We start from the raw sequence: 24,199 nt of genomic DNA on the forward strand, positions 1-24,199 counted from the left end.
GTCTCGTGTGCAGGACCAGCTCGGGGGTCCCCCCCCCGGTACATCGAATCCGGCACGGTGGCGTGCACCGGGACGCTCCACCCGCCGAGCGCGGGCAGCCCGTGCACCGCGGCCGCTGAGTCGTGCGATGCCGTCGCCCGCGGGCCGAGCCGGCCGAGCCGCGCGTACACGCGGGTGACGTACCGCTGCCGTGGCCCGGCCGCGTCCCACGCTGCTCCGTCGACGAACGCGTTCGGCCCTGCCCGGACGAGTCGGCCCGGGCCCTGGAGTCGGGTCCGGCGGCGCAGGGTGGTGGCGTCGAGTCCGGCCTCACGCGTGGCCGAGGCTCGGAGGATGGGCAGCGGTTCGTTCATGGAGGAGACGTTGCCCGACCCGCCATGCGCCCAGCGGGCTGACGTCGAGGTCTGTGGACGGGCCTCCAGGCCTGCCCGCCTGTGGAGGGAGGACGTTCCTTCCCAGAACGGCCGCGATGCCAAGCGGAATCGGGCGTACCTGGTCGGAACTTTCGACCAGGTACGCCCGAGTCGACCACCCATGCCCGAATCGACCAGGTACCCCACCACCCACACACAGAAGGCGGCGCCGGACGGAACGCACCCGTGTCCCGTCCGGCGCCGCGGTCTCTCCCCCGAGGGGGACCGGCCCCGCTGCCTCAGGCCCGGCGTACCCGCAGGGTCACGATCTCGAAGGGCCGGAGCGTGAGCACGACCGGCTCCCCCGAGTCCCACGAGTCCCCCAGCGGGCGTTCCAGCAGGTCCACCGTCGCCACCGAAGCGACGTCGAACCCGAACGACACCCCGACGTCGGTCGCCCGACCGCCGGAGGCCTCGTACAGTCGCACGACCACGTCACCGGAGCGGTCCTCGGCGAGCTTCACGGCCTCGACCAAGACCTGCGGCGACGACACCGAGACCAGCGGCGAAACCGCGGTCGAACCGGCGACGGTCCGCACCGGCAGGTTCAGCCGGTAGCCGGAGTCGGCGGCGTCGAGCACCGACGCCCCCACCCGCAGCACCGTCCGGAACACGTGGTGCCCCTGGTCGGCGTTCGGGTCCGGGAACGTCGGCCCGCGCAGCAGCGACTCGCGCACGAGCGTCGTGGTCCCGCCGTCGGGCCGCGTCGAGCGTGTGATGTCGTGTCCGTACGTGGAGTCGTTCGCCACCGCGACACCGAACCCGGGCTCGGCGACGTGCACCCAGCGGTGCGCCGACGTCTCGAAGCGGGCGTGGTCCCACGAGGTGTTCTGGTGGGTCGGCCGGTCGATGTGGCCGAACTGGATCTCGCTCGAGGCGGACGACGCTCGGACGTCCACCGGGAATGCGAGCTTCAGCAGCTTCTGGTGCTCGTGCCAGTCGACCTCGGTCTCGATCACCAGCTCTGCGAGCCCGGCGACCGCCGAGTACCGGGTCGTGAGCGTCGACGACCCGAAGGACCGTTCCACCACGAGCGAGGAGCCGTCGATCGCGACCGACGAGGCCGACAGCACGGTGCCGTTGCGCTGGTACGCACGGTCGATGTCCCACGCCTCCCACTGGTTCGGGGTGTCGCGGAAGACGGTGTACTCGGCAGCTGCCGCACCCGGTGCGATCGCGTCGCGCCCGCTGGCGCGGTCGACGAGCGACACGACGTGGCCAGCGCCGTCGATGGTCGCCGTGACGACGCCCGTGTCGAACACGAAGTGGTCGCCAGAGCGGACGGGAGGCACGGGTCGCGGTTCCGAGCCGAGCGAACCACCCAGGGCGGCCGCGTCTCCCGCCGCGACCGGCGAGGCGTTGAAGCGCACGACGTTCCCGGACGAGCCACTGCCGCCGACGGCGTCGGCGCCGGACGGCGCGTCGAGCAGCGCGCTGCTGCCGCCGGCGGCGGCCGACGACGAGGCCCCGACCCCGGCGAGCGCCGCAGCACCCCCGTTCGCGAGCGCGGTCGTCGCGTTGCCGATCAGCCCTTCGAGCACCTGGGCGATCTGCGCGTAGTTCTCCTCAGCGTTCTCGTAGACCCAGGCGATCGAGGACCCCGGCAGGATGTCGTGGAACTGCTGCAGCAGGACGGTGTGCCAGGCGCGCTCGAGCTCTTCGTAGGGGTAGTCGAGCCCGAGGCGCACGGCCGCGGTCGACGCCCAGAGCTCGGCTTCGCGGAGCAGGTGCTCGGAGCGACGGTTGCCCTGCTTCGTGCGGATCTGCGACGTGTAGGTGCCACGGTGGAACTCGAGGTACATCTCGCCGGACCACACACCTGGGGTCGGCAGCACCCGTTCGAGCTCCTCGAAGACCTGGGCGGGGGTGCCGAGCTGCACGCGCGGCGAGCCGTCCAGGTCGTGCTGGCGTCGGGCGGCCGCGACCATCTCGCGGGTGGGTCCACCACCGCCGTCGCCGAACCCGTAGAGCAGCATCGAGGTGTTCGCGACGCCACGCTCCTTGTTGTTCCGCTCGCCGCGGTGCAGGTCGGCGGCGGAGACGTCGGAGTTGTAGGTGTCGGCCGGCGGCAGGTGCGTCAGGACGCGGGAGCCGTCGATGCCCTCCCAGTGGAAGGACGTGTGCGGGATGACGTTCGTCTCGTTCCACGACGGCTTCTGGGTGACGAACCACTTCGAGCCGGCGGCGCGGACGATCTGGGGCAGCGCACCGGAGTAGCCGAACGAGTCGGGCAGCCAGGCCTCGGGGGTGTCGATGCCGAACTCCTCGAGGAAGAAGCGCTTACCGGCGACGAACTGTCGGGCGAGCGCTTCACCACCGGGCAGGTTCGTGTCCGACTCCACCCACATGCCACCGACCGGGATCCACCGGCCCTCGGCGACGCGCTGCTTGATCCGGGCCCAGATCGACGGGTAGCCGTCGCGGATCCACGCGTACTGCTGCGCCGACGAGCACGCGAAGGTGAAGTCCGGGTCGCGGTCCATCAGGTCGAGCACGTTCGAGAAGGTGCGGGCGCACTTGCGGATCGTCTCGCGCACCGGCCAGAGCCAGGCGGAGTCGATGTGGGCGTGGCCGACGGCGATCGCCCGGTGTGCGGCGGCACTGGCGGGGACGGCCAGGACGGGTGCGAGCACCTGACGAGCATCGGCTGCGGTGCCGGCGACGTCGTCGGGGTCGAGGGCGTCCGCTGCCAGCTCGAGCGCGTGCAGGATGTCGGCGCCGCGGGTGCCGTCCGTGGGGAGTTCCGCCATCAGGCCGCGCAGGACCCAGAAGTCCTGCTGCAGCTCCCACACGGTGTCGTCGCGCTCGACGAGTTCGAGGGCACGCACGCGGTAGATCGGCTTGTCACCCGCGGTGGAGCGCGACCCGAGGGGCGTCGCGCCCTGGAACGAGTCGCCGCCGATGTCCGGGTTCGCGCCGGCCTCGACGTACAGCTCGAACGACTCCCCTGCGCCGACCTCGACGGGCACGGTGTCGTTCCGCGGCTCGACGCCCTTGATCGTGGAGCCGTCGGGCCGGTACGCCAGTCCCTCGGCCTGGAACCCCGGGTGCCGCTTCGTGAACCCGAGGTCGACGAGCAGTTCCGCAGTGGTCCCCGGCGCGGTACCGAAGTCGGCGGGGACGGTGCCGGTGATCCGGAACCAGGTGGTCCCCCACGGTCGACCACCCCAGGCGCTGCCCACGGTGAACGGTGTGTACGCCTGCTGGACGGCGGAGTCGAACGGAACCGGCTCGTCCGGCACCTCCCACGCCTCGATCGTCACCGGCGCCGAGCGGCGGTGGACGGCGGGGTCGACACGGTCGCGGACGAGGCGGGCGATCCGTGCCTCGACGAGCGGTTCGTCCTGGTGCATGTGGTTCCTTTCGAGAGAGCCGGCCGGGGCCAGCAGATCAGCCCTTGATGCCGCCGGCGAGGGCGTTGCCGCCGCCGAGGCCTCGGGACACGATCACGTAGAGGGCGATGACGGGCACGGAGTAGACGATGGAGAACGCGGCGAGCTGTCCGTACGCGACCGCCCCGTTCTGCCCGAAGAAGTTGAAGATGCTCACCGCGGCGGGCACCTTGTCGGGCGAGAGCAGCAGGACGAACGGGACGAAGAAGTTCCCCCACGCCTGGATGAACACGAAGATGAACACGACGGCGATGCCCGGACGCATGAGCGGGACGACGATGCGCGTCAGGGTGGTCATCATCGAGGCCCCGTCGGTCCACGCAGCTTCTTCGAGCGAGATCGGCACGGAGTCCATGAAGTTCTTCGCCATCCAGATCGCCATCGGCAGCGACGTGGCGGCGAGGAAGAAGATGCAGCCCCACACGTTGTCGATCAGGTTGAGCGACACGAACAGCGCGTAGACGGGCACCATCATGGCGGTGATCGGCAGGCCGGTCCCGAACAGGATGCTGTACAGGAACGGCTTGTTGACCCGCATCTTGTAGCGGGACAGCGGGTACGCGGCGAGCAGTGCGAAGACCACGGTGACGACCGCCGTGCCACCGGAGAGCAGCAGGCTGTTCGCGAGCGGGATGAACGACAGCTCGGGCGTGAGCACCTTCGTGAAGTTGTCGAGCGTGAACTGCGTCGGCAGCTTCACGGACAGCGACGCCTGGGTGTCGACCGAGGCGAGGACGAGCCAGAGCAGCGGGACCGCGAAGCACACCGCGATGACGAGCAGCACGGTGTTCGCCACCCACCGCATGGTGCGGCCGCGGGGCGACGTCATGTGCAGCGAACCGGGAGCGGTCACCGAGCGGGTGGTGGTCGGGTCGAGGGACGGGGCAGTGATGGCCATCAGTCCACCTCCGGCTTGAGGGCTCGGATGTAGATGATCGAGAAGACCGCCCCCACCACGAGCAGGATGGTCGCGATCGCGGTCCCGAAGCCGAGCTGCGAGAACTTGAACGCCTCTTGGTAGGCGAGGATCGGCAGGGTCGACGAGTTCGTGCCCGGCCCACCCCCGGTCATCACGAAGATGAGGGTGAAGACCGACAGCGTCTGCAGCGTCGTCAGCATCAGGTTGGTGGAGATGCTCCGTCGGATCACCGGCAGGGTGATGTAGACGAGGCGCTGCCACCCGGTGGCACCGTCGACCTCGGCGGACTCGGTGATCTCCTCGGGGACCTCCTGCACGGCGGCGGAGTAGACGAGCATCGAGAAGGCCGTACCGCGCCAGATGTTCGCCAGGATCACGGCGAACATCGGGAACGTGTAGAGCCAGTTCGGTCCGCTGATGCCGATGGACTTCAGGAACTCGTTGAGCGTGCCCTCGTCGTTGAAGAAGGCGTACGCGGCGAACGAGGCGACGATCTCGGGCAGGACCCAGGCGGCGACGACGAAGGTGCCGACGATCGCGCGGACGGCCTTGTTGGCCGAGCGCATCAGGAGTGCGAGGCCGAGCCCCAGCACGTTCTGTCCCACGACCGCCGAGGCGAGCAGGAACACGACCGTCAGGATGACGGACTTCGGGAAGTCCGGGTCCTGGAACAGTTCGACGTAGTTCTGGAAGCCGACGAACTGCTGGTCGGCAGCGCCGGCGCCGGTGAGTGCGGAGTTCGTGAACGACCCGTAGAACGACGAGATGACGGGGCCGAGCAGGAAGATGACGAGCAGGACGAGGGCGGGCAGGAGCGGGACCGCTCGACCGACGTTCCGCAGTGGTCGCCGCTTGCGCGGTACGGGTGGATCGGTGCGCTTCGGCGCACCGGGCGCCGACAACGTCGGCGCGAGGGGGGTGCTGGACACGATGGGTGCCTTCCGGGTGCGGAGGGGTTCCGAAGGTGGGGAAGGACGGACCGGGAGGCGCGGTGCGGGGCCGCCCCGCGCCTCCCGTCCGTCAGTGGGTGACGTCCGTCAACCAGCCGAGACGGTGTTCTCCTTGCCGACCACCTGCGTGACGGCCTTGTCGTACACGGCAGCCGCCTGCTTCGGTGTCTGCTGTCCGGTCATGACCGACTCCATCGCGACCTGGATCGCGTTCGACACCTGCGAGTAGTCACTCGTCGCCGGGCGGAAGTTCGTGTTCTCCACCAGTCCGGAGAAGAACTTGAACGTCGGGTTGGCGTCGGTGTAGGCGGTGTCGTCCGCGACGTCCTTTCGGACGGCGATCTGGCTGTTCTCGGTGTCGTACTTCAGCGAGCCGTCCTTGTCGAGGAAGCTCGTGATGAAGTCGAACGCCGCCTGCGGGTTCTTCGACTTCGCGCCGACCGCCAGGGTCCAGCCACCGGACATCGAGTTGTAGCCCGGGTCCTGACCGTTCTGCGTCGGCATCGGTGCCTGACCCATCACGTCGTTCCACTCGGCCCACGGCGCGGTGCCGGACTTGAGCCACGTGCCGGACTGCCACGAACCGTCGAGGTCGATCGCGAGCTTGCCCTTCGGCAGCCACGTCTGCGCGATGGTCGTGCCGACGTTCGTGTCGAGCGCCTGCTGCGGTGTCGGGCCGAGGCCGCCCTGGTAGACGTCCTTCACGAACTGCAGCGAGTCCTCGAACTGCTTCGAGCCCGTGACCCACTTCTTGTCCTTGTAGAGCGTGTTGCCGGAGCCGTCCGCCCCGTACAGGAGCATCTCGAAGCCCTGCATGGTCGACGCCTCGCCCTGCGCCTTGCCCGAGTAGATGTTGAACGGGATGAGGTCGGGCTTCTTGTCCTTGATCGTCTTCGCCGCGGCGAGCACGTCGTCCCAGGTCTTCGGCTGCCACGGCACGGGCAGGCCGACGGACTTGAAGATGTCCTTGTTGTACCAAAGAGCGCGGGTGTCGGTGCCCATCGGGACGCCGTAGATCTTGCCGTCGTCACCCTGGCCGGCCTGCTTGGCGTTGTCGAAGAACTGGTCCCAGTCCTTCCACTTCGCCGTGTACTTGTCGAGCGGCAGGAGGTAGCCGGCCTCGGCGTCGGCCTTGACGAGGAACGTGTCCTCGTACATGACGTCGGGAGCCGTCGCGGGCGCCTTGTTCATGAGCGCGAGCTTCGTGTAGTAGTCGTTGCCCTGGGCCTGGATCGGGACGAGCGTGACCTTCTTGCCCGGGTTGTCCTTCTCGTACTCCTTCTTGACGACCTTCATCTGGGCGTCGAGCTGCTGGAAGGCTCCGAACTTCTGGTACGCGATCTTGATCGTGTCGCTCGAGGCGGACCCCGAGGCTGAGCAGCCTGCCAGGCCGACCGCGGCGACGGCCACGGCTGCGAGTCCGGCGATGATGCGGGTGCGTTTCATCGGTGCTCCTTTGCACGGGTGACATCCGCGGGCTCCATCGCCCGCGCGCAGGATTAGTCCAGCGTATGGACTTATCCGTGTCAAGGAGTTTTTCGCGCCGCGCGCGTCGGGGCGCTGCTGCCTGGGGTGGCTGGTGGGCGTACCGTGCCGAATCGGGCGTACCTGGTCGGAACTTTCGACCAGGTACGCCCGATTCCGCTTCCCATCCCACGCGCTCTGGGAAGGAACGTCCATCAGTCGATCGGGGTCGCGCTCCCCGTCACGGTGATCCCGCCGGACTCCGGCACGTCGACGAGCAGCAGGCTCGGACGACCGACGTGCCGCCCCTGCCGGATGACGACGCGGTCCCCCGGCTCGACGGCACCGACCTCGCGCAGGTACGCCCCGGTCGACGCCGCAGCCGAACCCGTCGCCGGGTCCTCGGTGATGCGGCCGGCTGGGAACAGGTTCCGGGCCTCGTACTCGCGCTCCCCGGTCCGGAGCAGCACCGTGACCGTCCCCTGCCAGTCGGCCTCGCGCTTGAGGTCCGCGAGCGGGCCGGGTGCGAACCGGAACTGGTGGAAGAGCTCCCGGTCGTGCAGCACGAGCACCGGGTGCCAGTTGCCGGCGAAGGACTCGAGCACCGGGAAGCCCGGCGCGATGTCGTCGGCCGTGAGCCCGAGCAGGTCGAACAACCGGGCGAGGAGCGCCGGGTCGATGTCCCGCGTCGCCGGTTCGACGCTCGTCATCGCGACCTGGACCACCCCGTCCGGGCCGGTGGTGGCGTCGAGGGCGACCTCGCCGGCGGCCGTCGTGAACACTCGGCGGCCGAGCCCCTGCCGTTCGGCGAGCGCCACCGCGAGCGCGACTGTCGCGTGCCCGCAGAACGGCACCTCGGCGGCGGGCGAGAAGTAGCGGACGTGCGGGCCGGTCGCCGTGGCGCCGACGACGAACGCGGTCTCGGGGTAGCCGACCTCGCGGGCGACGGCGAGCATCTCGCCGTCGGTCAGTGCCGCTGCGTCGAGGACCAGGCCGGCGGGGTTGCCGCCCCCGGGCTCGGCGGCGAAGGCGGTGTACCGGAGGACGTCGATGCTCATGCTGCGACGCTACTGCGGGGGCGGCGAGGACTGCTGATCACGCATGGTGAGCAGGAATGGTCGGGTCCGCTGAGCGAACCCGACCATTCCTGCTCACGAAGTACCCCCGCGGGGCGTGGGGGCTACTCCGCCGCCGCCGCCTTGCGACGGCGGACGATCAGCACACCCGCACCCGCAGCGAGCAGCAGGAACGCGATGAGTGCTCCGGCACCGAGGCCCTCGGCACCCGTGAACGCGAGCTGCCCGTCAGCGGTGATCGTGATCGGGGTCCAGCCCAGCACCGTGCCGTCCGCCGCGGTCACGACGATGCGGTGCTCGCCAACCGGAGCATCGGCCGGGATCGTGACGCGCACCGTGCCGTCAGCGGCGACCGTCACGGTGCCGAGCAGCGTCGGGGTCGAGTACAGCCACACGTTCACCCGGTCGCCGGCGTACTGCGTGCCCACCGTGACCGTGATGGTCTCCCCCGCACGAGCGGACGACGGGGCCGAGACGCTCCCACGGTTCGTGTCCGTCAGGCCGGTCTCCGAGGGAGCCACCGGGGCGATCGGAGCGGCCGGCGACGGGGTCGGCGTCGGCGTCGGTCCGCCGGTCCCGGGGGTCGGCGCAGGCGTCGATCCTCCGTCGCCTGGAGCAGGCGTGGGCGTGGGGGTCGGAGCCGGCGTCGGCGTCGGGTCGGTGCCCGGGTCCGTGCCCGGGTCGGTGCCGCCGCCCTCGCACGGGTACGTCCCGGTGCGGAGCGAGAACCCGTCCGTGTCGTTGTCGTCGGCGTAGAAGGTCGCACGCTCCCCGTCGGCGCAGACGCCGGAGATCGCGAAGCCCTCGTTGGCGAGCGTCCGGTCCGCGTTCGACGGAGCCTCGAAGACCTTCGCGGCGGTGAAGGCACCATCGGTCAGCTCGTACAGCGCGGTGCGTCCGGCGCAGGCGTCGTCGCACACCACCCAGAGCGCGTCGAGGGTCGGGTCGAACTGCACGTCGGCGACGACCGCGAACGGCGAACCGATGGTGGCAACGCGCTGGAACGAACCGTCCGCCATCAGGGCGTAGGCGTAGACGCTCGCGGTGCCCTCGACGCCGACGAAGAAGAGCCCCTCGCCGTGTCGGGCGTACGTCGACGGTGCGTAGGCCGCGCCGGTGTGCTCGTCGGCGAAGTCGTGCTCGGTGAGCCACGAGTCCGGGATCCAGGTGACGCCCTCGAGGCCGGCGTTCGCACCGAGCCCCGGGAAGTCGGCTGCGAGGTCCCACTCGTCGGTGGCGCGCAGGGTCGACTCGGACCCGTCGGTGGTGGCGTACCGCAGGACCGACGGACGGCTGGTCTTCGACACGTCGTTGTCCCGTTCGGTCGACACGTACACGGCGCCCGGGTCGTCGCTCGTGACGGTGACACCCTCGGCGTCCGGGGTGCCCGTGCCGTCGGCGTACCGCAGGTCCGTGCCCGCGGCGTTCGACGGTGCCCAGCCGCCCTGCCCGTCCGAGGTCAGGTGGTAGAGCAGACCGTCGCCGTTCTGCACGGCCCACAGCTGGCCGTCCTCGGACGTGCTGGACGTGGTCCAGTCGATGCCGCTCAGGTCACCGGTGAAGGTGTCCTCGTCGTCGAGCACGGTCTCGTCCGGGCCGCCGGGCCACGGCTCGGCGGTGACGACTCCGGCGAACCGGTTCGCGGTGCCCTTCGTCGACTCGGCGGTCTCGGCGAAGTCGCCGGTGCCGTCCGGGTTGCGGCCGTACGTGGCGGCAGCGTGGGCCGTCCACGAGTACGAGTCGACCAGCGCACCCCGCGGATCGAAGACCCGGGCGGAGTCGGCCTTGCCGAGCCCGAAGCCGAAGTCCGCCTCGTCGAGGATTGTGAAGCCCCCGGCCGCGATCGTCGTGCCGGCAGGGATCGTGTACGCGTGGTCGTCCTCGCTGTCCTTGAGGACGTACCCGCCCAGGTCGACCGTGGTGCTGCCGACGTTGGTCAGCTCCACCCAGTCGCCGGGGGTGCCGTCCTGCGACTCGACCTCGTTGATGCGCACGGGCGAGGAGCAGTCGTTGGCGGCCCCCTTCGTCGACGCGGTGGTGTCGACCAGCGCACCGGTCCCGTCGGCGCACCGGCCGTACGTGACGACCGCGTGGCTCGTCCACGAGTACCGGAGCACCAGGTCGCCGGCGGGGTCGTACACCCGCGCGGTGTCGGCGCCGCCGAGTCCGAAGTCGAACCCGGGCGCGGTCGCCGAGAGCTGGTCGATGACGAAGTACCCGCCGGGGGCGATCGTCGAGCCGGCGGGCAGGACGTAGGCGTCGTGGGTGCTGTCGTCGTCGAGGAACGCGTACCCGGTCAGGTCGATCGACGCCGACGACGTGTTCGCGAGCTCGACCCAGTCGGTGTCGTCGCCGTTCGACTCGACCTCGTTGACGACGAGGCCGTTCGGGGCGGCGGCGCCGACGCTCGGGTCGTCGTCACCGACGGCGGCGAGTGCCGGGCTGGCCGTGACGACACCGGCGCCGAGGGCCAGCGCGGTGACGATGGCAGCACCGATCCGCACGGAGCGGGGGCGCAGGGCAGGAGTGCGCATGCAGGTCCTTCTCGGGAGGGGAGGGGAGACCTGCACGACTGTTCAGCACCCGGGCGTCCGACCGGTGGCCGCCCGGTGAACGACAGGTGTCGCGCGGCGCCCGAGCGCCGCTATCCCTCAGCCCTGCGCGACCCCGGAGAAGTCGGGCGACCCGTCGGGCAGCGCCGGCAGTGGCGTGCCGTCGACGTACCGCGGCCACGCCAGGGCACGCGACGCCTCCGGGCGCGGCTCGTACCGGTACCGGTCCCCGCTGACCGGGCCGGCCGCCGTGGCGGCCGTGGCAGCCGTCGGGGCATCGGGCACCGGAGTGGCGGCCCACGTCGCGATCGGTGCCGCGGGCGCCATCGGGGGTGCTGCCGGCGGCGCTTCCGGCGTCGGCCACGCTCCGACCGCCCCCGCCGGGACGGCGCCCCGCGGGCGGAAGAGCGCGTTGCTGAGCGGGACGACGACCGTTCCGAGCAGGTCGAGGATGACCACCACCCAGACGAGTCGCCAGTAGCCGCGGGCGTAGTCCACGTCGGGTGCGAGCAGCGGGATCGACAGCAGCAGTGCGAGCAGGGCGATGACCCCGACGGTGGCCTTCGCGACGACCTGGAGCGCAGGTGTCGGGTACCGGCGGTGGATGACGAGCAGCAGGTGCACGTGCAGGAGCGCCACGCGGGCGACGCCGACGAGCCAGATCCAGTGCCAGAACCGCTCGCCGACGAGCCAGAGGCCGTCATCGCCAGAGGAGTCCGTCGGGGCGAGCCACACCTTGTACAGCCCCGCGACGAGCAGGTACATCGACGTGGCGATGCTGACGAACGCGAACGTGCCCGATCGGCGTGACGAGACGTCGGCGTCGTACCAGGACAACAGGGCGAAGACGACCACCACGACGATCGTCAGGAGCAGCTGCACCGCGACCCGTCCGAAGTCGCCGACCAACACCGCCACGATGCCGACGAGCCCGGCTGCGACGACCGCGCCGATGATCGTCCGGAACACGAGTGGCCGGACCTTCGCCCAGCGTCGGTCGATCGTGCCCGCGGCGCCGTTGTCCGTCATGTGTCCCCCGTCGTTCGCCGCCCACCTGGCGGATCCGTCGGTTCGCAGCGTAGCGGGCGGTGCGAGCCACCCCTGACCGCCGTCAGCGGCGGATGCACCGCGGTCAGCGGCGGACGAACCGCCGTCAGCGGCGGATGAGCAGCCCGCTCGCCCGCGGGGACAACGCGGCGTCGAGCACCAGGCACGCGGCTCCCACCGCGGCGACGTCGGCACCGCGGTCACTCTCGACCACGTCGACCGCGTGCTTCGGCACGAGCAACGGCGACCCGACGATCGCCGCGCGGGCGGCCGGCAGTGCGGCACTCGCGATGCGGGACCAGAACGGTCCGCCGAACACGACCCGGTCGATGTCGAGCAGGTTCACGATGACGACGGCGGCGTCGCCCATGACGGTGCCGGCTTCGGCTGCGAGCGTGATCGCGGCCTCGTCGCCGGCGGCGATGGCCTCGGCGAGTTCGTCCCAGGCACGGTTCACCGCGTCGACCGACCCGTCGGACGGGACCGACCCGTCGGACGCGGCCGCACCACCGGACACGGCCGCACCACCGGACGAGACCGCACCACCGGACGAGACCGCACCAGCAGCGTCGCCGCCGCCGGACAACGCCACCCCCCGCTCCCGCGCGATCCGCACGAGCCGGTCCGGCGCCACGGCCGCACCGACCTCTCCCCGGCTGCCGGACCCGTCCGGGGTGCCGGCGAGCGATCGCTGGTCGACCATGATGTGCCCGGCGTCCCCGGCGTTCGACCCGACGCCGCGCACGGGTTCGTGGTCGACGACGAGCCCGACGCCGAAGCCGGTGCCGAAGTACACGAACGCGAAGTTCCGCGCCGACGACTCCCCCGCCAGGAACATCTCGCCGACCGCGGCGGCCGTGACGTCCTTCTCGAGCAGGACGGGGTAGCCCGTTGCCTCGGCGAGCGCGTCGCGCAGGGGCACGTCCCGCCACCGGGGCAGGAACGGCGGGTCGACGACGATGCCGGCGTCGACGTCGATGGGGCCGGGGCTGGCGATCCCGACGCCGAGCACCCCGTCGACGTCCACGCCGGCGTCGGCGATCAGGCCGTCGACGGCGGAGCCGATGGTGCGGACGACCTCGGACGGGTCGTCGGCGGTCGGGGTCGAGGTGGTGGACGAGGCGACGACGGTGCCGGCCAGGTCGAGGAGCACGTAGGTGACGACGGCCGGGTCGACGTGCACTCCGACGGCGTAGCGGCTGCCGGGTTCGAGCCGCAGGATGGTGCGCGGCTTGCCCCGACCGGCGACGACGGTGCCGGACTCGACGATCATGCCGGCCTCGATCAGGAACCGGGTGACGTTCGACACGGTCTGCGCGCTGAGGCCCGTTCGCGAGGCGAGTTCGACGCGGCTCAGGCCGTCCGGCGAGCGTCGGACGGCATCGAGCACGACCGTGCGGTTGAACCCGCCGATCGACGGGAGGTTCGCTCCACGCCGATGTTCTGCCATTCCGCGACCATACCGCGGCAACGGTGCGGTCTCGGTCTGCCGTCCGCGCTGGCCCCCACACGGGTCGCACCGTTACCCTGGCCGCATGGCCGACCTGCGTCTCGAAGAACTCTCCGCGAAGACCGCTGCCGCGGCGAACTCCCTGACGCTCAAGCCGGGTCAGGAACAGTTCGTGCAGCCGACCACCTACGGGGTCGCCGAGTCCGACGTCAAGCCGAGCTCCGCGTGGACCCGGGTGGTCCTGGACGGCGACGAGGTCCTGGGCCTCATCATCGGTTCGTTCGACGCGGACAACGCGCAGGAAGAGCTGCGCAGTGCCATCTGGCGTGTCAACGTCGCCGGCACGGCGCAGGGTCGCGGCGTCGGCCGCTTCGCCGTGCACGGCCTGGCGGACGAGGCCCGCAGCCGTGGGCAGGAACGCCTGACGGTCGTGTACGAGCCCGGCGGCGACGACAGCCCCGAGGCGTTCTTCCGTGCCGTCGGCTTCGAGGTCGTCCGCGAGACCCAGTACGGCGACCACTTCGCGGTCCTGACGCTCTAGTACGTCTCCGACGACGTACTCACCGACGACGTGCCCGAGGACGACGCCCCCGCGCCGGAGCAGGACTTCGGCGCGGCGGTGGCCGAGGTGGTCCGGATGATCCCGCCGGGTCACGTCATGACGTACGGCGACGTCGCCGCAGCGCTCGGCTCACGTGCGTCGCGTGCGGTCGGCAAGGTGATGGCGCACGAGGGCGCCGACCTGCCCTGGTGGCGTGTGGTGCGCGCGGGTGGGCACCCGCCGCTGCACCACGAGGCCCGGGCGCTCCAGCACTACCGCGCGGAGGGCACGCCGCTCGTGCAGGGGACGGCGGCCTGGAGGCTCGACATGCGTCGTGCTCGCTGGTCGCCGTCCACGGATGCGGACGACCCGTTCTGACGTGCGGCCCGCGCACGTCGTCCGTCCGTGCGCCGGCGGTCAGCGGTCGAAGCGCTCGCCCTTCGGGCTGGTCGGGATCAGGCACAGCACGTACACGACGAGCGAGCCGATGCCGGGCACGACGTGCAGGAACTGCCAGAAGCCGGACAGGCCCGCGTCGTGCAGCCGTCGGGCGCCGAGGGCGAGCGACCCGATCAGGGTCGCGAGGCCCCAGAGGACGAACAGGTAGGACCCGACGGGGTTCTCGAACAGCGCGGTGTCCGGCGTGAACGCCTGCGGGACGAGCTGCAGGACGAGTCCGATCGCGAGCGACGTGATCCACCACCACCAGAACTCGGCACGCGAGGCCCGTCCGGTGAACACGGTGTACTTCCGCCAGAACCGCCGGACGGCCTCGGTGAAGGGTGCGCCGTAGAAGGGGTCGCGCAGGGCGACGCCGCCGGGCTGCACGCTGTCGTTGCTCATGGAGCAAGCCAACCACGTGGTGCAGCCCGACTACGTCCTACACGAGCGAGTCGCGCCAGGCCGCGTGCAGCTGGGCGAACCGTCCGGTACCCGAGATGAGGTCGGCGGGGGTGCCGTCCTCGACGATCTTCCCGTGTTCCATCACGAGCACGCGGTGCGCGATCGCGACCGTGGACAGGCGGTGCGCGATGATCACCGCGGTGCGGTCGGCGAGCAGGGTCTCCAGCCCTTCCTGCACCAGCCGCTCCGAGGGGATGTCGAGCGACGCCGTGGCCTCGTCGAGGATGAGCACCTTCGGGTCCGCGATGAACGCCCGCGCGAACGAGAGCAGCTGCCGCTGTCCCGCCGAGACACGACCACCGCGCTTGTTCACGTCGGTGTCGTACCCGTCGGGGAGCGCCATGATGAACTCGTGCGCGCCGACCGCCTTGGCGGACGCCTCGATCTCGGCGCGGGAGGCCCCCGGCTTGCCGAGCGCGATGTTGTCCGCGACCGTGCCGGAGAACAAGTAGGCCTCTTGCGTGACCATGACGATCGCGCGGCGCATGTCCTTCGTGTCGAGGTCGCGCAGGTCCACGCCGTCGAGCCGCACGGAACCGTGCGACGGGTCGTAGAAGCGCGCCATGAGCTTGGCGAGCGTCGACTTGCCCGCGCCGGTGGACCCGACGAGCGCGATGGTCTGCCCGGACGGGATGTGCAGGTCGAACTCCGGCAGGACGACCTTGCCCGCGTTGTAGGCGAACACGACCTCGTCGAAGTCCATCTTGCCCGTGGCGTCGGCCAGCTTGGTCGGCTTCACGGGGTCCGGCACGCTCGGCCGTTCCTCGAGGACGCCGGAGATCTTCTCCATCGCCGCCGAGGCCGACTGGTACCCGTTGTAGAACATCGCGAGCTCCTGCGCCGGGTCGAAGAAGCGCTTGGCGTACAGCGCGACCGCGAGCAGCGCACCGACCTCGAGCGTCCCGCCGACGATCCGGAAGCCGCCGACGACGACCACCGCAGCGAGCGTGGCGTTGCCGATGAGCACGAGCACCGGGTCGAACGTCCCGAACAGGTTGAACACCTTCGTGTTCGCCAGCCGGTAGTCCTCGACGAAGCCGCCGTACTCGTCCTTGTTGCGGGACTCCTTGCGGAACGCCTGTACGGCGCGGATGCCCGTCATGGTCTCGACGAAGTGCACGATCACGCGCGCCGAGGTGACGCGGGTGGCGCGGAACAGCGTCTGCGAGTTCTTCTGGAACCAGCGGATCAGGAACCAGAGCGGCACGAGCGACACCGCGAGCACGAGCCCGGACGTCGGGTCGAGCAGCACCAGGGCCACGGCGGTGAACACCATGTAGAGCACGCCCTGGATGAGCTGGTTCAGGCCGGAGTCGAGCAGCTCACGGATCGAGTCGAGGTCACTCGTCTGGCGGGAGATGATCCGGCCGGACGTGTAGGTCTCGTGGAACTCGAGCGACAGCCGCTGCGTGTGCAGGAACACCCGCTTGCGCAGGTCGAACAGGATCGCCTGGCTGATCCGTGCGGCGAGCACGGTGTACCAGGCGGTGAGCACCGCGCCGAGGACGGCCACGACGATGTACGTCGCGACGACGCCGAACGCCGGCACCCAGTCGTTCTGGTCCATCACGGCGGGCAGCGCGTTGTCGATGCCCCACGCGATGAGCGCCGGGCCCGCGACGGTGCCCGCCGTGGAGACCACGACGACGATCCCGAGCAGCACGAGGCGGAGCTTCAGCGGGGCCGCGAGGGAACCGAGCAGGGCGAGGGAGCGACGCCGCAGGCGCTTGCTCTCCGCCTTGGTGAAGTCCTCGCGCTCCTCGCCGCGCACGCCCAGGGTGGTGATCGAGGCGGTGACGGGCGCGGCAGACTGCGCGTCGGCGATGTCGTCGACGACGGGATCCGCGCCTCCCGGCCCGGCCGCCGTGTCCAGCGGCAGGTTCTTCTCTTGCTGGCTCATGCCATCGCCTCCTGTCGTGCGGTCGCGTCGTCGTCGTCGAGCGACGAGATGACGTAGCGGTAGTGCTCGTTGGTGGCCATCAGGTCGTGGTGGGTCCCGACGGCGGTGACGACGCCGTTCTCCATCAGGGCGACCCGGTCGGCCAGCGTCACCGTCGACGGACGGTGCGCCACGATGAGCGACGTGGTGTCGGCGAGCACGCGCCGCAGGCCCGCCTCGACCCGCGCCTCGGTGTCGACGTCGAGCGCCGACAGTGGGTCGTCGAGGACCAGCACCGACGGCCGCGCGGCGATCGCGCGAGCGAGCGCCAGGCGCTGGCGTTGTCCACCGGACAGCGACAGCCCCTCTTCGCCCACCCGGGTGTCCACGCCGTCGGGCAGGTCGTCCACGAAGGACGCCTGCGCGATGTCGAGTGCCTCGCGCATGAGCGCCTCGGCCTCGGCACCCTGCACGTCCGGTCGACCGAGCAGCACGTTCTCACGCACGGTCGACGAGAACAGGGTGGCGTCCTCGAAGGCGACGCCGACGTGCCGGCGCAGTTCTTCGCGGGTGAGGTCGCGGATGTCGACCCCGTCGATCGTCACCGATCCGCCGGTCACGTCGTACAGGCGCGGCACCAGCGAGAGCAGCGTCGTCTTGCCGCAGCCCGTGAGCCCGACGAGCGCCATGGTCTCGCCCGGCTGCAGCTGCAGCTCGACGCCGTTGATCAGGTCCGGGTACTGCGGCGCGGAGTCCTGGTACCGGAAGTGCACGCCGTTGAACGACAGTGCCCCGTGCGGCTCCGCGATCGTCTTCGGGTCCTTCGGGTCCGTGATGGTGTTCTCGGAGTCCATGACCTCGAAGAAGCGGTCGACCGCCGTGCGGGTGTCGAACGTCATCGAGAGCAGGAAGCCGATCGACTCGATCGGGAACCGCAGCACCGTCGCCGTCGCGAAGAACGCGAACAGCTGACCGACGGTCATCTCGCCCTGCGACGCCAGCCAGATGCCGGCGAGCAGGCACAGCGCGAACGCGACGTCCGGCACGAGCAGCAGCCACAGCCAGATGCTCGCGATGGCCTTCGCCTTCTTGATCTCCGTGCCGCGCAGGGCTTCGGCCTGCTCGCTGAACTCCTCGAGCTTCGACCCGCCGCGGCCGAACGCCTTGAGCACGCGGATGCCGTGCACCGACTGCTCGACACTCGTCGCGAGGTCACCGACCTGGTCCTGGCTGCGGCGCGCGACGACGGAGTACCGACGCTCGAACAGCAGCCCGTTGATCCACAGCGGGATCGACGCGATCAGGAAGATCAGCCCGAGCAGCCACCCGAAGGTGAACAGCACGACGAAGCCGACGACGATCGTCACGACGTTCACGACGAGCAGGACGACACCGAAGGCCAGCCAGCGGCGGATCAACGACAGGTCCGACACGGAACGGGACAGCAGCTGCCCCGACTCCCACCGGTCGTGGAACGCGACGGGCAGGTCCTGCAGCTTCGCGTACAGCGAGTTCCGCATGCTGGCCTCGATCCGCGTCGAGGGGCGCATCACCATCCGGCGGCGCGAGGCGATGAAGAACGCCTCGAGCACACCGAGGGCGAGCACGCCGAGGCCGGCGGGCCAGATCTGTGCGCCGTCCTTCGATGACAGCGGGCCGTCGACGAGCCACTGCAGGACGTAGGGGATTGCGAGCGCCACCAAGGAGGCTCCCATCGCTGCGGCCATGCCGCCGATGAGGCGCCCCTGGTAGGGCTTCACGTAGGGGTAGATCCGCGCGATCGCGCGGAAGGTGGACGGGCGCGCCGTGGTGGGCGACTTGGACATGCGTTGCGTCCTCATGCGTCTGCCGGGTCCCCGGGTCGCGCTGCGCCCTGGCCGCCTGCTGCTTGCTTGCTCTGGCGTGCGGTGCGTGCGCGGCCTCGACCTGGAGGCTCGGTGTGGCGTTGCGTGGTGATCATCGGCCGGGCGCGTGGTCGCGCCTCCGCCGTCACTCGCGTGACGTCGGTCGGGCCGGAGGGCACCGGGAGACACTCGTCCCCCGGGTTCAGGCGGGTGGTTCGCGGACGCTGGTCGTGCGGCGCCGCGAGGCCGTGGGAACGGCCTGGCTAGACGGCGGCCGCGACGCGCGGTCGCGGTGCGATCAGGGATCGCCGTGCGGGAGTGGTCCCCACGACGGACACGAGACCTGCACGGGCGGCCGTCGCCACGGTTCCGGTCATGTTGTCCATCGTCACTCCAGTCGTCGTCTTCGTCACCGTTGTGTCCGCGGTGCCACCGGTCCCGAGGGACCGTCGGCTGCCTGTCGCGGAGCCTTACAGACTATTCACAGTGACTCTCAGCGCGCAATAGGGTGCCGCGATTTGTTCACTTCAGTGGAAGAAGTGGCGCTCGCCCGTGAAGTACATCGTGACGCCCGCGGCCGTCGCCGCGGCGATGACCTCGTCGTCGCGGACGCTGCCACCGGGCTGGGCCACCGCGCGCACACCGGCGTCGAGCAGCACCTGCAGGCCGTCGGCGAACGGGAAGAACGCATCGGACGCCGCGACGCTGCCGGTCGCGCGGTCACCGGCACGGTTCACCGCGAGGTGGCACGAGTCCACCCGGTTGACCTGGCCCATGCCGACCCCGACGCTCGCGCCCTGGTTCGCCAGCAGGATGGCGTTCGACTTGACCGAACGGCTCGCCTTCCACGCGAAGGCCAGGTCGGCGAGGGTCTGGTCGTCGGCGGGCGCGCCGGCGACCAGGGTCCACGTGGACTGGTCGAACGCCGTGAAGCGGTCGGCGTCCTGCACCAGGAAGCCGCCGGAGATCTGCTTGACCTCGCGCGGTGCCAGGGCGAAGTCGGCCGGCAGCGTGAGCAGGCGGATGTTCTTCTTGCGCGACAGGATCTCGAGCGCCTCGGGGTCGAAGCCCGGGGCGACGACGACCTCGGTGAAGATGTCCTTCACGGTCTCGGCCATCGCCACGGTGACCGGACGGTTCGCGGCGATGACCCCACCGAACGCCGACAGCGGGTCGCAGGCGTGCGCGGCGGCGTGGGCCGAGGCGATCGGGTCGGCGGCGTCCGCCGGGGCGATCGCGATGCCGCACGGGTTGGCGTGCTTGATGATCGCGACCGCGGGGGTGTCGAAGTCGAACGCCGCACGGACGGCCGCGTCGGCGTCGACGTAGTTGTTGTACGACATCTCCTTGCCGTGCAGCTGCGTCGCCTGCGCGATGCCGGCGCCGTCGGTGCTCGTGTACAACGCGGCTGCCTGGTGCGCGTTCTCGCCGTAGCGGAGCGTGGCCGACAGGTCGGCGGTGAAGCCGAGGTGCTCGTCGAACGCGCCGGGCGTCTGGATGTCGCCGCTGGTCGTCGGCGCCGCAGCGGCCGCGACGACGTCGCTGGCGAAGTAGGACGCCACCGCGGTGTCGTACGCCGCGGTGTGCGCGAAGGCCTGGGCCGCCAGACGCTTGCGGAGTTCGAGCGAGGTGCCGCCGGCGCGGACGGCCTCGACGACCTCGGCGTAGGACGACGGCGAGACGACGATCGCGACGTTCGGGTGGTTCTTCGCCGACGCACGGACCATCGCGGGGCCGCCGATGTCGACGTTCTCGACCACGGTCGCGGTGTCGGCACCAGAGGCCACCGTCTCGACGAACGGGTACAGGTTCACGACGACGAGCTCGAACGCCGCGATCCCGAGGTCGGCGAGCTGCTGCTCGTGCGACTCGAGGCGCAGGTCGGCGAGCAGGCCCGCGTGCACCGAGGGGTGCAGCGTCTTGACCCGGCCGTCGAGCGACTCCGGGAAGCCGGTGACGCTCGCGACGTCGGTGACGGCGTACCCGGCGTCACGGATCGTCTGGGCGGTGGACCCCGTCGACACGATCTCGACACCCGACTCGGCGAGGGCACCGGCGAGCTCGAGCAGGCCGGACTTGTCGCTCACCGAGATGAGTGCGCGGCGGACCGGCACCACGTCACGGTCGCGGTAGAGGCTGGGGTCGGCTGCGTGCACGCTCATGCGCTCGGGGTGCCCTTCAGGTCGGTGGTGCCGTTGGCGATGTCGAGGATGGTCTGGATGAGCAGGCGGCGCTCGACCGGCTTGATGCGGTCGTGCAGCGTCGACTCGGAGTCACCCGGGAGCACGGGGACGCGCTCCTGGGCCAGGATCGGGCCGGTGTCCACGCCGTCGTCGACCGCGATGACGCTCGCGCCGGTCTCGGTGACGCCGGCTGCCAGGGCGTCCCGCACGCCGTGGGCGCCGGGGAACTCGGGCAGGTACGCCGGGTGGGTGTTGATGATGCCCGGGGCGAACTCGGACACCACGGCCGGGGGCAGCAGGCGCATCAGGCCGGAGAGCACGAGCAGGTCGGGCGACCACGGGCGGATCTGCTCGGCGAGGGACTGTCCCCACTCGGCGCGGGTCTCGTAGCGCGAGAACGGCACCGTGAAGGTCGGGATCGAGAACTCCTCGCCCAGACCGAGACCCTCGGCATCGCGGTCGGCACCGATGGCGACGACACGGGCGGGGTACTCGGCGTCGAAGGTCGCTTCGAGCAGGGCTCGGAGGTTCGACCCGGTACCGGAGATCAGGACGACCAGTTCGAGCACGGCACCAACCCTACCGGGACCCGCGCGGCATGACGTCGGCGCTAGCGATCGTCCTTCGGGCGGCGCCACCAGGGCAGCTCCTCGTCGGGGATCTGGTCGGTGACGTCCCAGTTCGTGGGACGGGCCGCCTGGGTGGGAGCGGCGGCGGGGGCCTCGGGTGCGGCCGGTTCGTCGTCGACGTCGTCCCGACCGGCGACGAACTCCTCGGTGCTCCACGGGAACGCCGGCTGCGCGTCGGTGTGGTCGGGTACGGGCGTCGACGTGGCGGGCCGTTCCGGAGCGGGCGCAGGGCGCTGCTGCTCCGCTACGGCGTCGGCACCGGTCACGCGGTCGCGGAGTCCACCGGCTCGCTCGCGGAGTCCACCGGCACGCTCCCGCACACCGTCGGCGGCACCGTGCAGTCGATCGCGCAGGGCACCCATCGCGGCACGTCCCGACGAGCGGGGCTCGGTCGGGCTCTCGTCCGCCAGACGCTCCGAGGCGACGGCGTCGGTCTTCGCCCAGGCCGGCAGTTCCACGTCGTGGTCCGGGTCGCGCGGGGGCGTCCGAGGCGCTGCGATGGGCGCAGGCGCGACCGGTTCGTCGGCGATCGGTTCCGTCGGGCTGTCCACGGCGGTGCGGGGGCGGGCAGCGGTCGACCCGTCGTGCGTCTCCTCGACCACGAACCGGTGCACGTCGGTGGTCCGTCCCGCGCCGGCCTGGTCGAGCGCGGCGAGCAGCGATCCCGCCCCGGCCTCGGCTCCGGTCCGGTCTGCGTCGTCGTCGTCCGCCTCGGTCCAGCGCTCCCGTGTCCAGCCCCGGTCCGGCAGGCGGACGAGGTCGCTGCCCGCGGCGAGGGCGATGACCGCCGGCAGGCCGATCTCGAGCGCGGCGAACCCACCCACCACCAGGGCGTGCGGGCCGACGTCGGCCAGTCGTCCGGGGCCGAACGATCCGGACGACACCCAGGCGATCAGCCCGGTCAGGACACCGGCGACGATGCCCGTCGCGACACCGGCGAGCGCCCGGTGGAGTGCGGAGTCGGCGCTCCCCAGCGCACGGACGAGTCGCGGGCGCATCGAGCCGCCGATCGCGAAGCCGGCGACCACCGGCACCAGGATCCAGACCAGGCCGAAGGTGTGGCCCGAGGTCGGCAGTGCGCCGAACACCGGCAGTCCGGGGATCGGTCCGAGGGTGGTGGCGATCGGGGACACGCTCGAACCGGTGCCGATGGCGAACCCGGGGCCGATCAGCCACGACGTCGCCCACCCGACGAAGTCCGGCAGGAACGCGAGCTGCCCGACGGTGAGGGCGATGCCGCCGATCACGCCGGCGTGGGACTGCTCGTACAGGGTGATCACCTCGGCGAACGAGGTGAAGAGCAGGAGCGCGACGACGACCCCGGCGAACGCGACGACGACTCCGGTGGCGGCGGTCCCGGCACGGAGACCGAACCCGGCGATCGCACGCCAGAGCACGGGCGCACGGTCGAGCAGGTCGAGCACACGCTGGGTGGCGGGGTCCGCCGGCAGGTCGCGCCGTCGTCGGCAGACCTCCGAGCTGATGAGCGCCGGGATCCCGAACCACAGTGCGGGCAGGACCACGGCCTGCCAGATCGTCGGCTGCGTGACGGCGGAGGTCGACGACAACGCGACGCCCAGGCCGAGCGCCGCGACGACCGCCGTCCCGACCAGCAGGCCGGTGGTCCGGTGCTCGGTCTCCGCGAAGCGTCGACCGGCGCGGGCGCCGAGCCAGGCGGTCACGACCGCGAAGCCGAGCGCCGCGAGCGTCACGTGGATGGGATCGGCGGCACCGCTGACCCCGGAGCTCTTCGCCAGTGCCGACCCGAGCAGGAACGAGACGTCGACGCCGTGGCCGACGAGCCAGACGCTGCCGGTGGCCTTCCAGAACACGTCCCAGTCGATCTGCAGGCCGTACTCGAAGCCCCACAGCAGGGTGAGCGGCACAAGTGCGATCCCGATGCCGACGCCGACCGTCACGACCGCCTCGATCGCGGCGAGCAGAGCGGTTCCCAGGCGGTTCATCGCAGCGAGGATACGTGAGCCGACCCCCGAACGACGGGAGGCTCGGCGCGGAACCCGCACCGAGCCTCCCGGCTTCGTCCCGACCGTGTGCCGGGCGATGGCTACTAGCGGGCGGCGACGACCTCACGCAGCAGCGCAGCGGTCTCGGACGGCGTCTTGCCGACCTTGACGCCGGCGGCCTCGAGCGCCTGCTTCTTCGCCTCGGCGGTGCCGGCGGAACCGGACACGATCGCTCCGGCGTGGCCCATTGTCTTGCCCTCGGGGGCGGTGAAGCCCGCGACGTACCCGACGACCGGCTTCGTGACGTGCGCCTTGATGAACTCGGCTGCGCGCTCCTCGGCGTCGCCACCGATCTCACCGATCATCACGATGGCCTCGGTCTCGGGGTCGGCCTCGAACGCGGCGAGCGCGTCGATGTGCGTCGTCCCGATGACCGGGTCGCCGCCGATGCCGATGGCGGTCGAGAAGCCCAGGTCCCGCAGCTCGTACATCATCTGGTAGGTCAGGGTGCCCGACTTCGAGACGAGGCCGATCGGTCCCTTGCCGGTGATCGTCGCCGGGGTGATGCCGACGAGCGACTCCCCCGGGGTGATGATGCCGGGGCAGTTCGGGCCGATGATGCGGGTCGTCCCGCCGAGCGCCTTGGCGTGTGCCCAGAACTCGGCGGCGTCCTGCACCGGGATGCCCTCGGTGATGACGACGACGAGCGGGATCGCGGCATCGATGGCCTCGAGCACGGCGTCCTTGGCGAACGCCGGCGGCACGAAGACGATGGAGACGTCGGCACCGGTGGTGTCGATGGCCTCGCGCACGGTGCCGAAGACGGGCAGCGACACGTCACCGTGGGTGACGGTGGTGCCGGCCTTGCGGGCGTTGACGCCACCGACGACCTGGGTGCCGGCCTTGAGCATGAGGGCGGTGTGCTTGGTGCCCTCGCCGCCGGTGATGCCCTGGACGATGACCTTGGAGTCCTTGTTGAGGAAGATCGACATG

The 24,199-nt window shown here is 71.0% G+C and carries 17 protein-coding genes; 2 read left to right on the forward strand and 15 right to left on the reverse strand.

Annotated features, from left to right (window positions below; all coding sequences use genetic code 11):
* Positions 1-652: 652 nt before the first annotated feature.
* The 8 genes from EDF23_RS13735 to EDF23_RS13770 form a co-directional block, all read right to left on the reverse strand.
* Complete coding sequence (locus EDF23_RS13735; protein ID WP_131877569.1) at positions 653-3,766, reverse strand: glycoside hydrolase family 38 C-terminal domain-containing protein; 3,114 nt, start codon at positions 3,764-3,766, stop codon at positions 653-655.
* A gap of 37 nt (positions 3,767-3,803) precedes the next feature.
* A complete protein-coding gene (locus EDF23_RS13740) occupies positions 3,804-4,634 on the reverse strand; it encodes a carbohydrate ABC transporter permease (protein ID WP_173169120.1) in 831 nt (276 codons plus the stop codon).
* Between the two features lie 68 nt (positions 4,635-4,702).
* Positions 4,703-5,566 (reverse strand): sugar ABC transporter permease, encoded by an 864-nt coding sequence (locus EDF23_RS13745; protein WP_228504537.1) that lies wholly within the window; start codon positions 5,564-5,566, stop codon positions 4,703-4,705.
* Positions 5,567-5,761: 195 nt separating this feature from the next.
* Entirely contained in the window at positions 5,762-7,120 is a 1,359-nt protein-coding gene (locus EDF23_RS13750; protein WP_123293238.1) for an extracellular solute-binding protein, read from the reverse strand.
* A gap of 233 nt (positions 7,121-7,353) precedes the next feature.
* On the reverse strand, positions 7,354-8,196 hold the full coding sequence (locus EDF23_RS13755; RefSeq protein WP_131921953.1) for a PhzF family phenazine biosynthesis protein: 843 nt from the start codon (positions 8,194-8,196) through the stop codon (positions 7,354-7,356).
* Positions 8,197-8,318: 122 nt separating this feature from the next.
* Positions 8,319-10,748: a lamin tail domain-containing protein gene (locus tag EDF23_RS13760; RefSeq protein ID WP_131921954.1), complete on the reverse strand. Its 2,430-nt coding sequence runs from the start codon at positions 10,746-10,748 to the stop codon at positions 8,319-8,321.
* Positions 10,749-10,865: 117 nt separating this feature from the next.
* On the reverse strand, positions 10,866-11,795 hold the full coding sequence (locus tag EDF23_RS13765) for a hypothetical protein (RefSeq protein ID WP_131921955.1): 930 nt from the start codon (positions 11,793-11,795) through the stop codon (positions 10,866-10,868).
* Positions 11,796-11,919: 124 nt separating this feature from the next.
* Complete coding sequence (locus EDF23_RS13770; RefSeq protein ID WP_131921956.1) at positions 11,920-13,263, reverse strand: ROK family transcriptional regulator; 1,344 nt, start codon at positions 13,261-13,263, stop codon at positions 11,920-11,922.
* Between the two features lie 85 nt (positions 13,264-13,348).
* Here EDF23_RS13770 and EDF23_RS13775 point away from each other — a divergent pair, with 85 nt between their 5' ends.
* Positions 13,349-13,804 (forward strand): GNAT family N-acetyltransferase, encoded by a 456-nt coding sequence (locus tag EDF23_RS13775; protein WP_111085338.1) that lies wholly within the window; start codon positions 13,349-13,351, stop codon positions 13,802-13,804.
* 30 nt (positions 13,805-13,834) lie between these two features.
* The gene (locus tag EDF23_RS13780) at positions 13,835-14,182 is read left to right on the forward strand and encodes an MGMT family protein (protein WP_235035781.1); all 348 of its coding nucleotides are present in this window, start codon (positions 13,835-13,837) and stop codon (positions 14,180-14,182) included.
* Between the two features lie 39 nt (positions 14,183-14,221).
* On the opposite strand, the gene EDF23_RS13785 is transcribed toward EDF23_RS13780, so the two are convergent.
* From EDF23_RS13785 to sucD, 7 genes are all read right to left on the reverse strand, one after another.
* Positions 14,222-14,647, reverse strand: a complete 426-nt coding sequence (locus EDF23_RS13785; protein WP_123293233.1) for a DUF805 domain-containing protein — start codon at positions 14,645-14,647, stop codon at positions 14,222-14,224.
* Positions 14,648-14,684: 37 nt separating this feature from the next.
* On the reverse strand, positions 14,685-16,607 hold the full coding sequence (locus tag EDF23_RS13790; RefSeq protein WP_243648924.1) for an ABC transporter ATP-binding protein: 1,923 nt from the start codon (positions 16,605-16,607) through the stop codon (positions 14,685-14,687).
* The gene (locus EDF23_RS13795) at positions 16,604-18,412 is read right to left on the reverse strand and encodes an ABC transporter ATP-binding protein (RefSeq protein WP_131877582.1); all 1,809 of its coding nucleotides are present in this window, start codon (positions 18,410-18,412) and stop codon (positions 16,604-16,606) included. Before EDF23_RS13795 ends, EDF23_RS13790 begins: the two co-directional genes overlap by 4 nt.
* A 545-nt stretch (positions 18,413-18,957) precedes the next feature.
* Positions 18,958-20,592, reverse strand: coding sequence for a bifunctional phosphoribosylaminoimidazolecarboxamide formyltransferase/IMP cyclohydrolase (gene purH, locus EDF23_RS13800; protein WP_123936913.1), 1,635 nt, complete (start codon positions 20,590-20,592; stop codon positions 18,958-18,960).
* On the reverse strand, positions 20,589-21,182 hold the full coding sequence (gene purN / locus EDF23_RS13805; protein ID WP_111085342.1) for a phosphoribosylglycinamide formyltransferase: 594 nt from the start codon (positions 21,180-21,182) through the stop codon (positions 20,589-20,591). The genes purH and purN overlap by 4 nt, the downstream gene beginning before the upstream one ends.
* Positions 21,183-21,223: 41 nt before the next feature.
* Positions 21,224-23,206 (reverse strand): DUF6350 family protein, encoded by a 1,983-nt coding sequence (locus tag EDF23_RS13810; protein WP_131877584.1) that lies wholly within the window; start codon positions 23,204-23,206, stop codon positions 21,224-21,226.
* Between the two features lie 104 nt (positions 23,207-23,310).
* The gene (gene sucD / locus EDF23_RS13815) at positions 23,311-24,198 is read right to left on the reverse strand and encodes a succinate--CoA ligase subunit alpha (RefSeq protein ID WP_123340958.1); all 888 of its coding nucleotides are present in this window, start codon (positions 24,196-24,198) and stop codon (positions 23,311-23,313) included.
* Position 24,199: the final 1 nt, after the last annotated feature.

The organism is Curtobacterium sp. PhB128, from assembly GCF_004340725.1.
Classification (GTDB): Bacteria; Actinomycetota; Actinomycetes; order Actinomycetales; family Microbacteriaceae; genus Curtobacterium.

What these genes read in the sequence shown, in the direction of transcription:
- EDF23_RS13735 (WP_131877569.1), bottom strand. Translation starts at nt 3,766, where the DNA reads ATGCACCAGGACGAACCGCTCGTCGAGGCACGGATCGCCCGCCTCGTC.
- EDF23_RS13740 (WP_173169120.1), bottom strand. Translation starts at nt 4,634, where the DNA reads ATGACGTCGCCCCGCGGCCGCACCATGCGGTGGGTGGCGAACACCGTG.
- EDF23_RS13750 (WP_123293238.1), bottom strand. Translation starts at nt 7,120, where the DNA reads ATGAAACGCACCCGCATCATCGCCGGACTCGCAGCCGTGGCCGTCGCC.
- EDF23_RS13755 (WP_131921953.1), bottom strand. Translation starts at nt 8,196, where the DNA reads ATGAGCATCGACGTCCTCCGGTACACCGCCTTCGCCGCCGAGCCCGGG.
- EDF23_RS13760 (WP_131921954.1), bottom strand. Translation starts at nt 10,748, where the DNA reads ATGCGCACTCCTGCCCTGCGCCCCCGCTCCGTGCGGATCGGTGCTGCC.
- EDF23_RS13765 (WP_131921955.1), bottom strand. Translation starts at nt 11,795, where the DNA reads ATGACGGACAACGGCGCCGCGGGCACGATCGACCGACGCTGGGCGAAG.
- EDF23_RS13770 (WP_131921956.1), bottom strand. Translation starts at nt 13,263, where the DNA reads ATGGCAGAACATCGGCGTGGAGCGAACCTCCCGTCGATCGGCGGGTTC.
- EDF23_RS13775 (WP_111085338.1), top strand. Translation starts at nt 13,349, where the DNA reads ATGGCCGACCTGCGTCTCGAAGAACTCTCCGCGAAGACCGCTGCCGCG.
- EDF23_RS13785 (WP_123293233.1), bottom strand. Translation starts at nt 14,647, where the DNA reads ATGAGCAACGACAGCGTGCAGCCCGGCGGCGTCGCCCTGCGCGACCCC.
- EDF23_RS13790 (WP_243648924.1), bottom strand. Translation starts at nt 16,607, where the DNA reads ATGAGCCAGCAAGAGAAGAACCTGCCGCTGGACACGGCGGCCGGGCCG.
- EDF23_RS13795 (WP_131877582.1), bottom strand. Translation starts at nt 18,412, where the DNA reads ATGTCCAAGTCGCCCACCACGGCGCGCCCGTCCACCTTCCGCGCGATC.
- purH (WP_123936913.1), bottom strand. Translation starts at nt 20,592, where the DNA reads ATGAGCGTGCACGCAGCCGACCCCAGCCTCTACCGCGACCGTGACGTG.
- EDF23_RS13810 (WP_131877584.1), bottom strand. Translation starts at nt 23,206, where the DNA reads ATGAACCGCCTGGGAACCGCTCTGCTCGCCGCGATCGAGGCGGTCGTG.
- sucD (WP_123340958.1), bottom strand. Translation starts at nt 24,198, where the DNA reads ATGTCGATCTTCCTCAACAAGGACTCCAAGGTCATCGTCCAGGGCATC.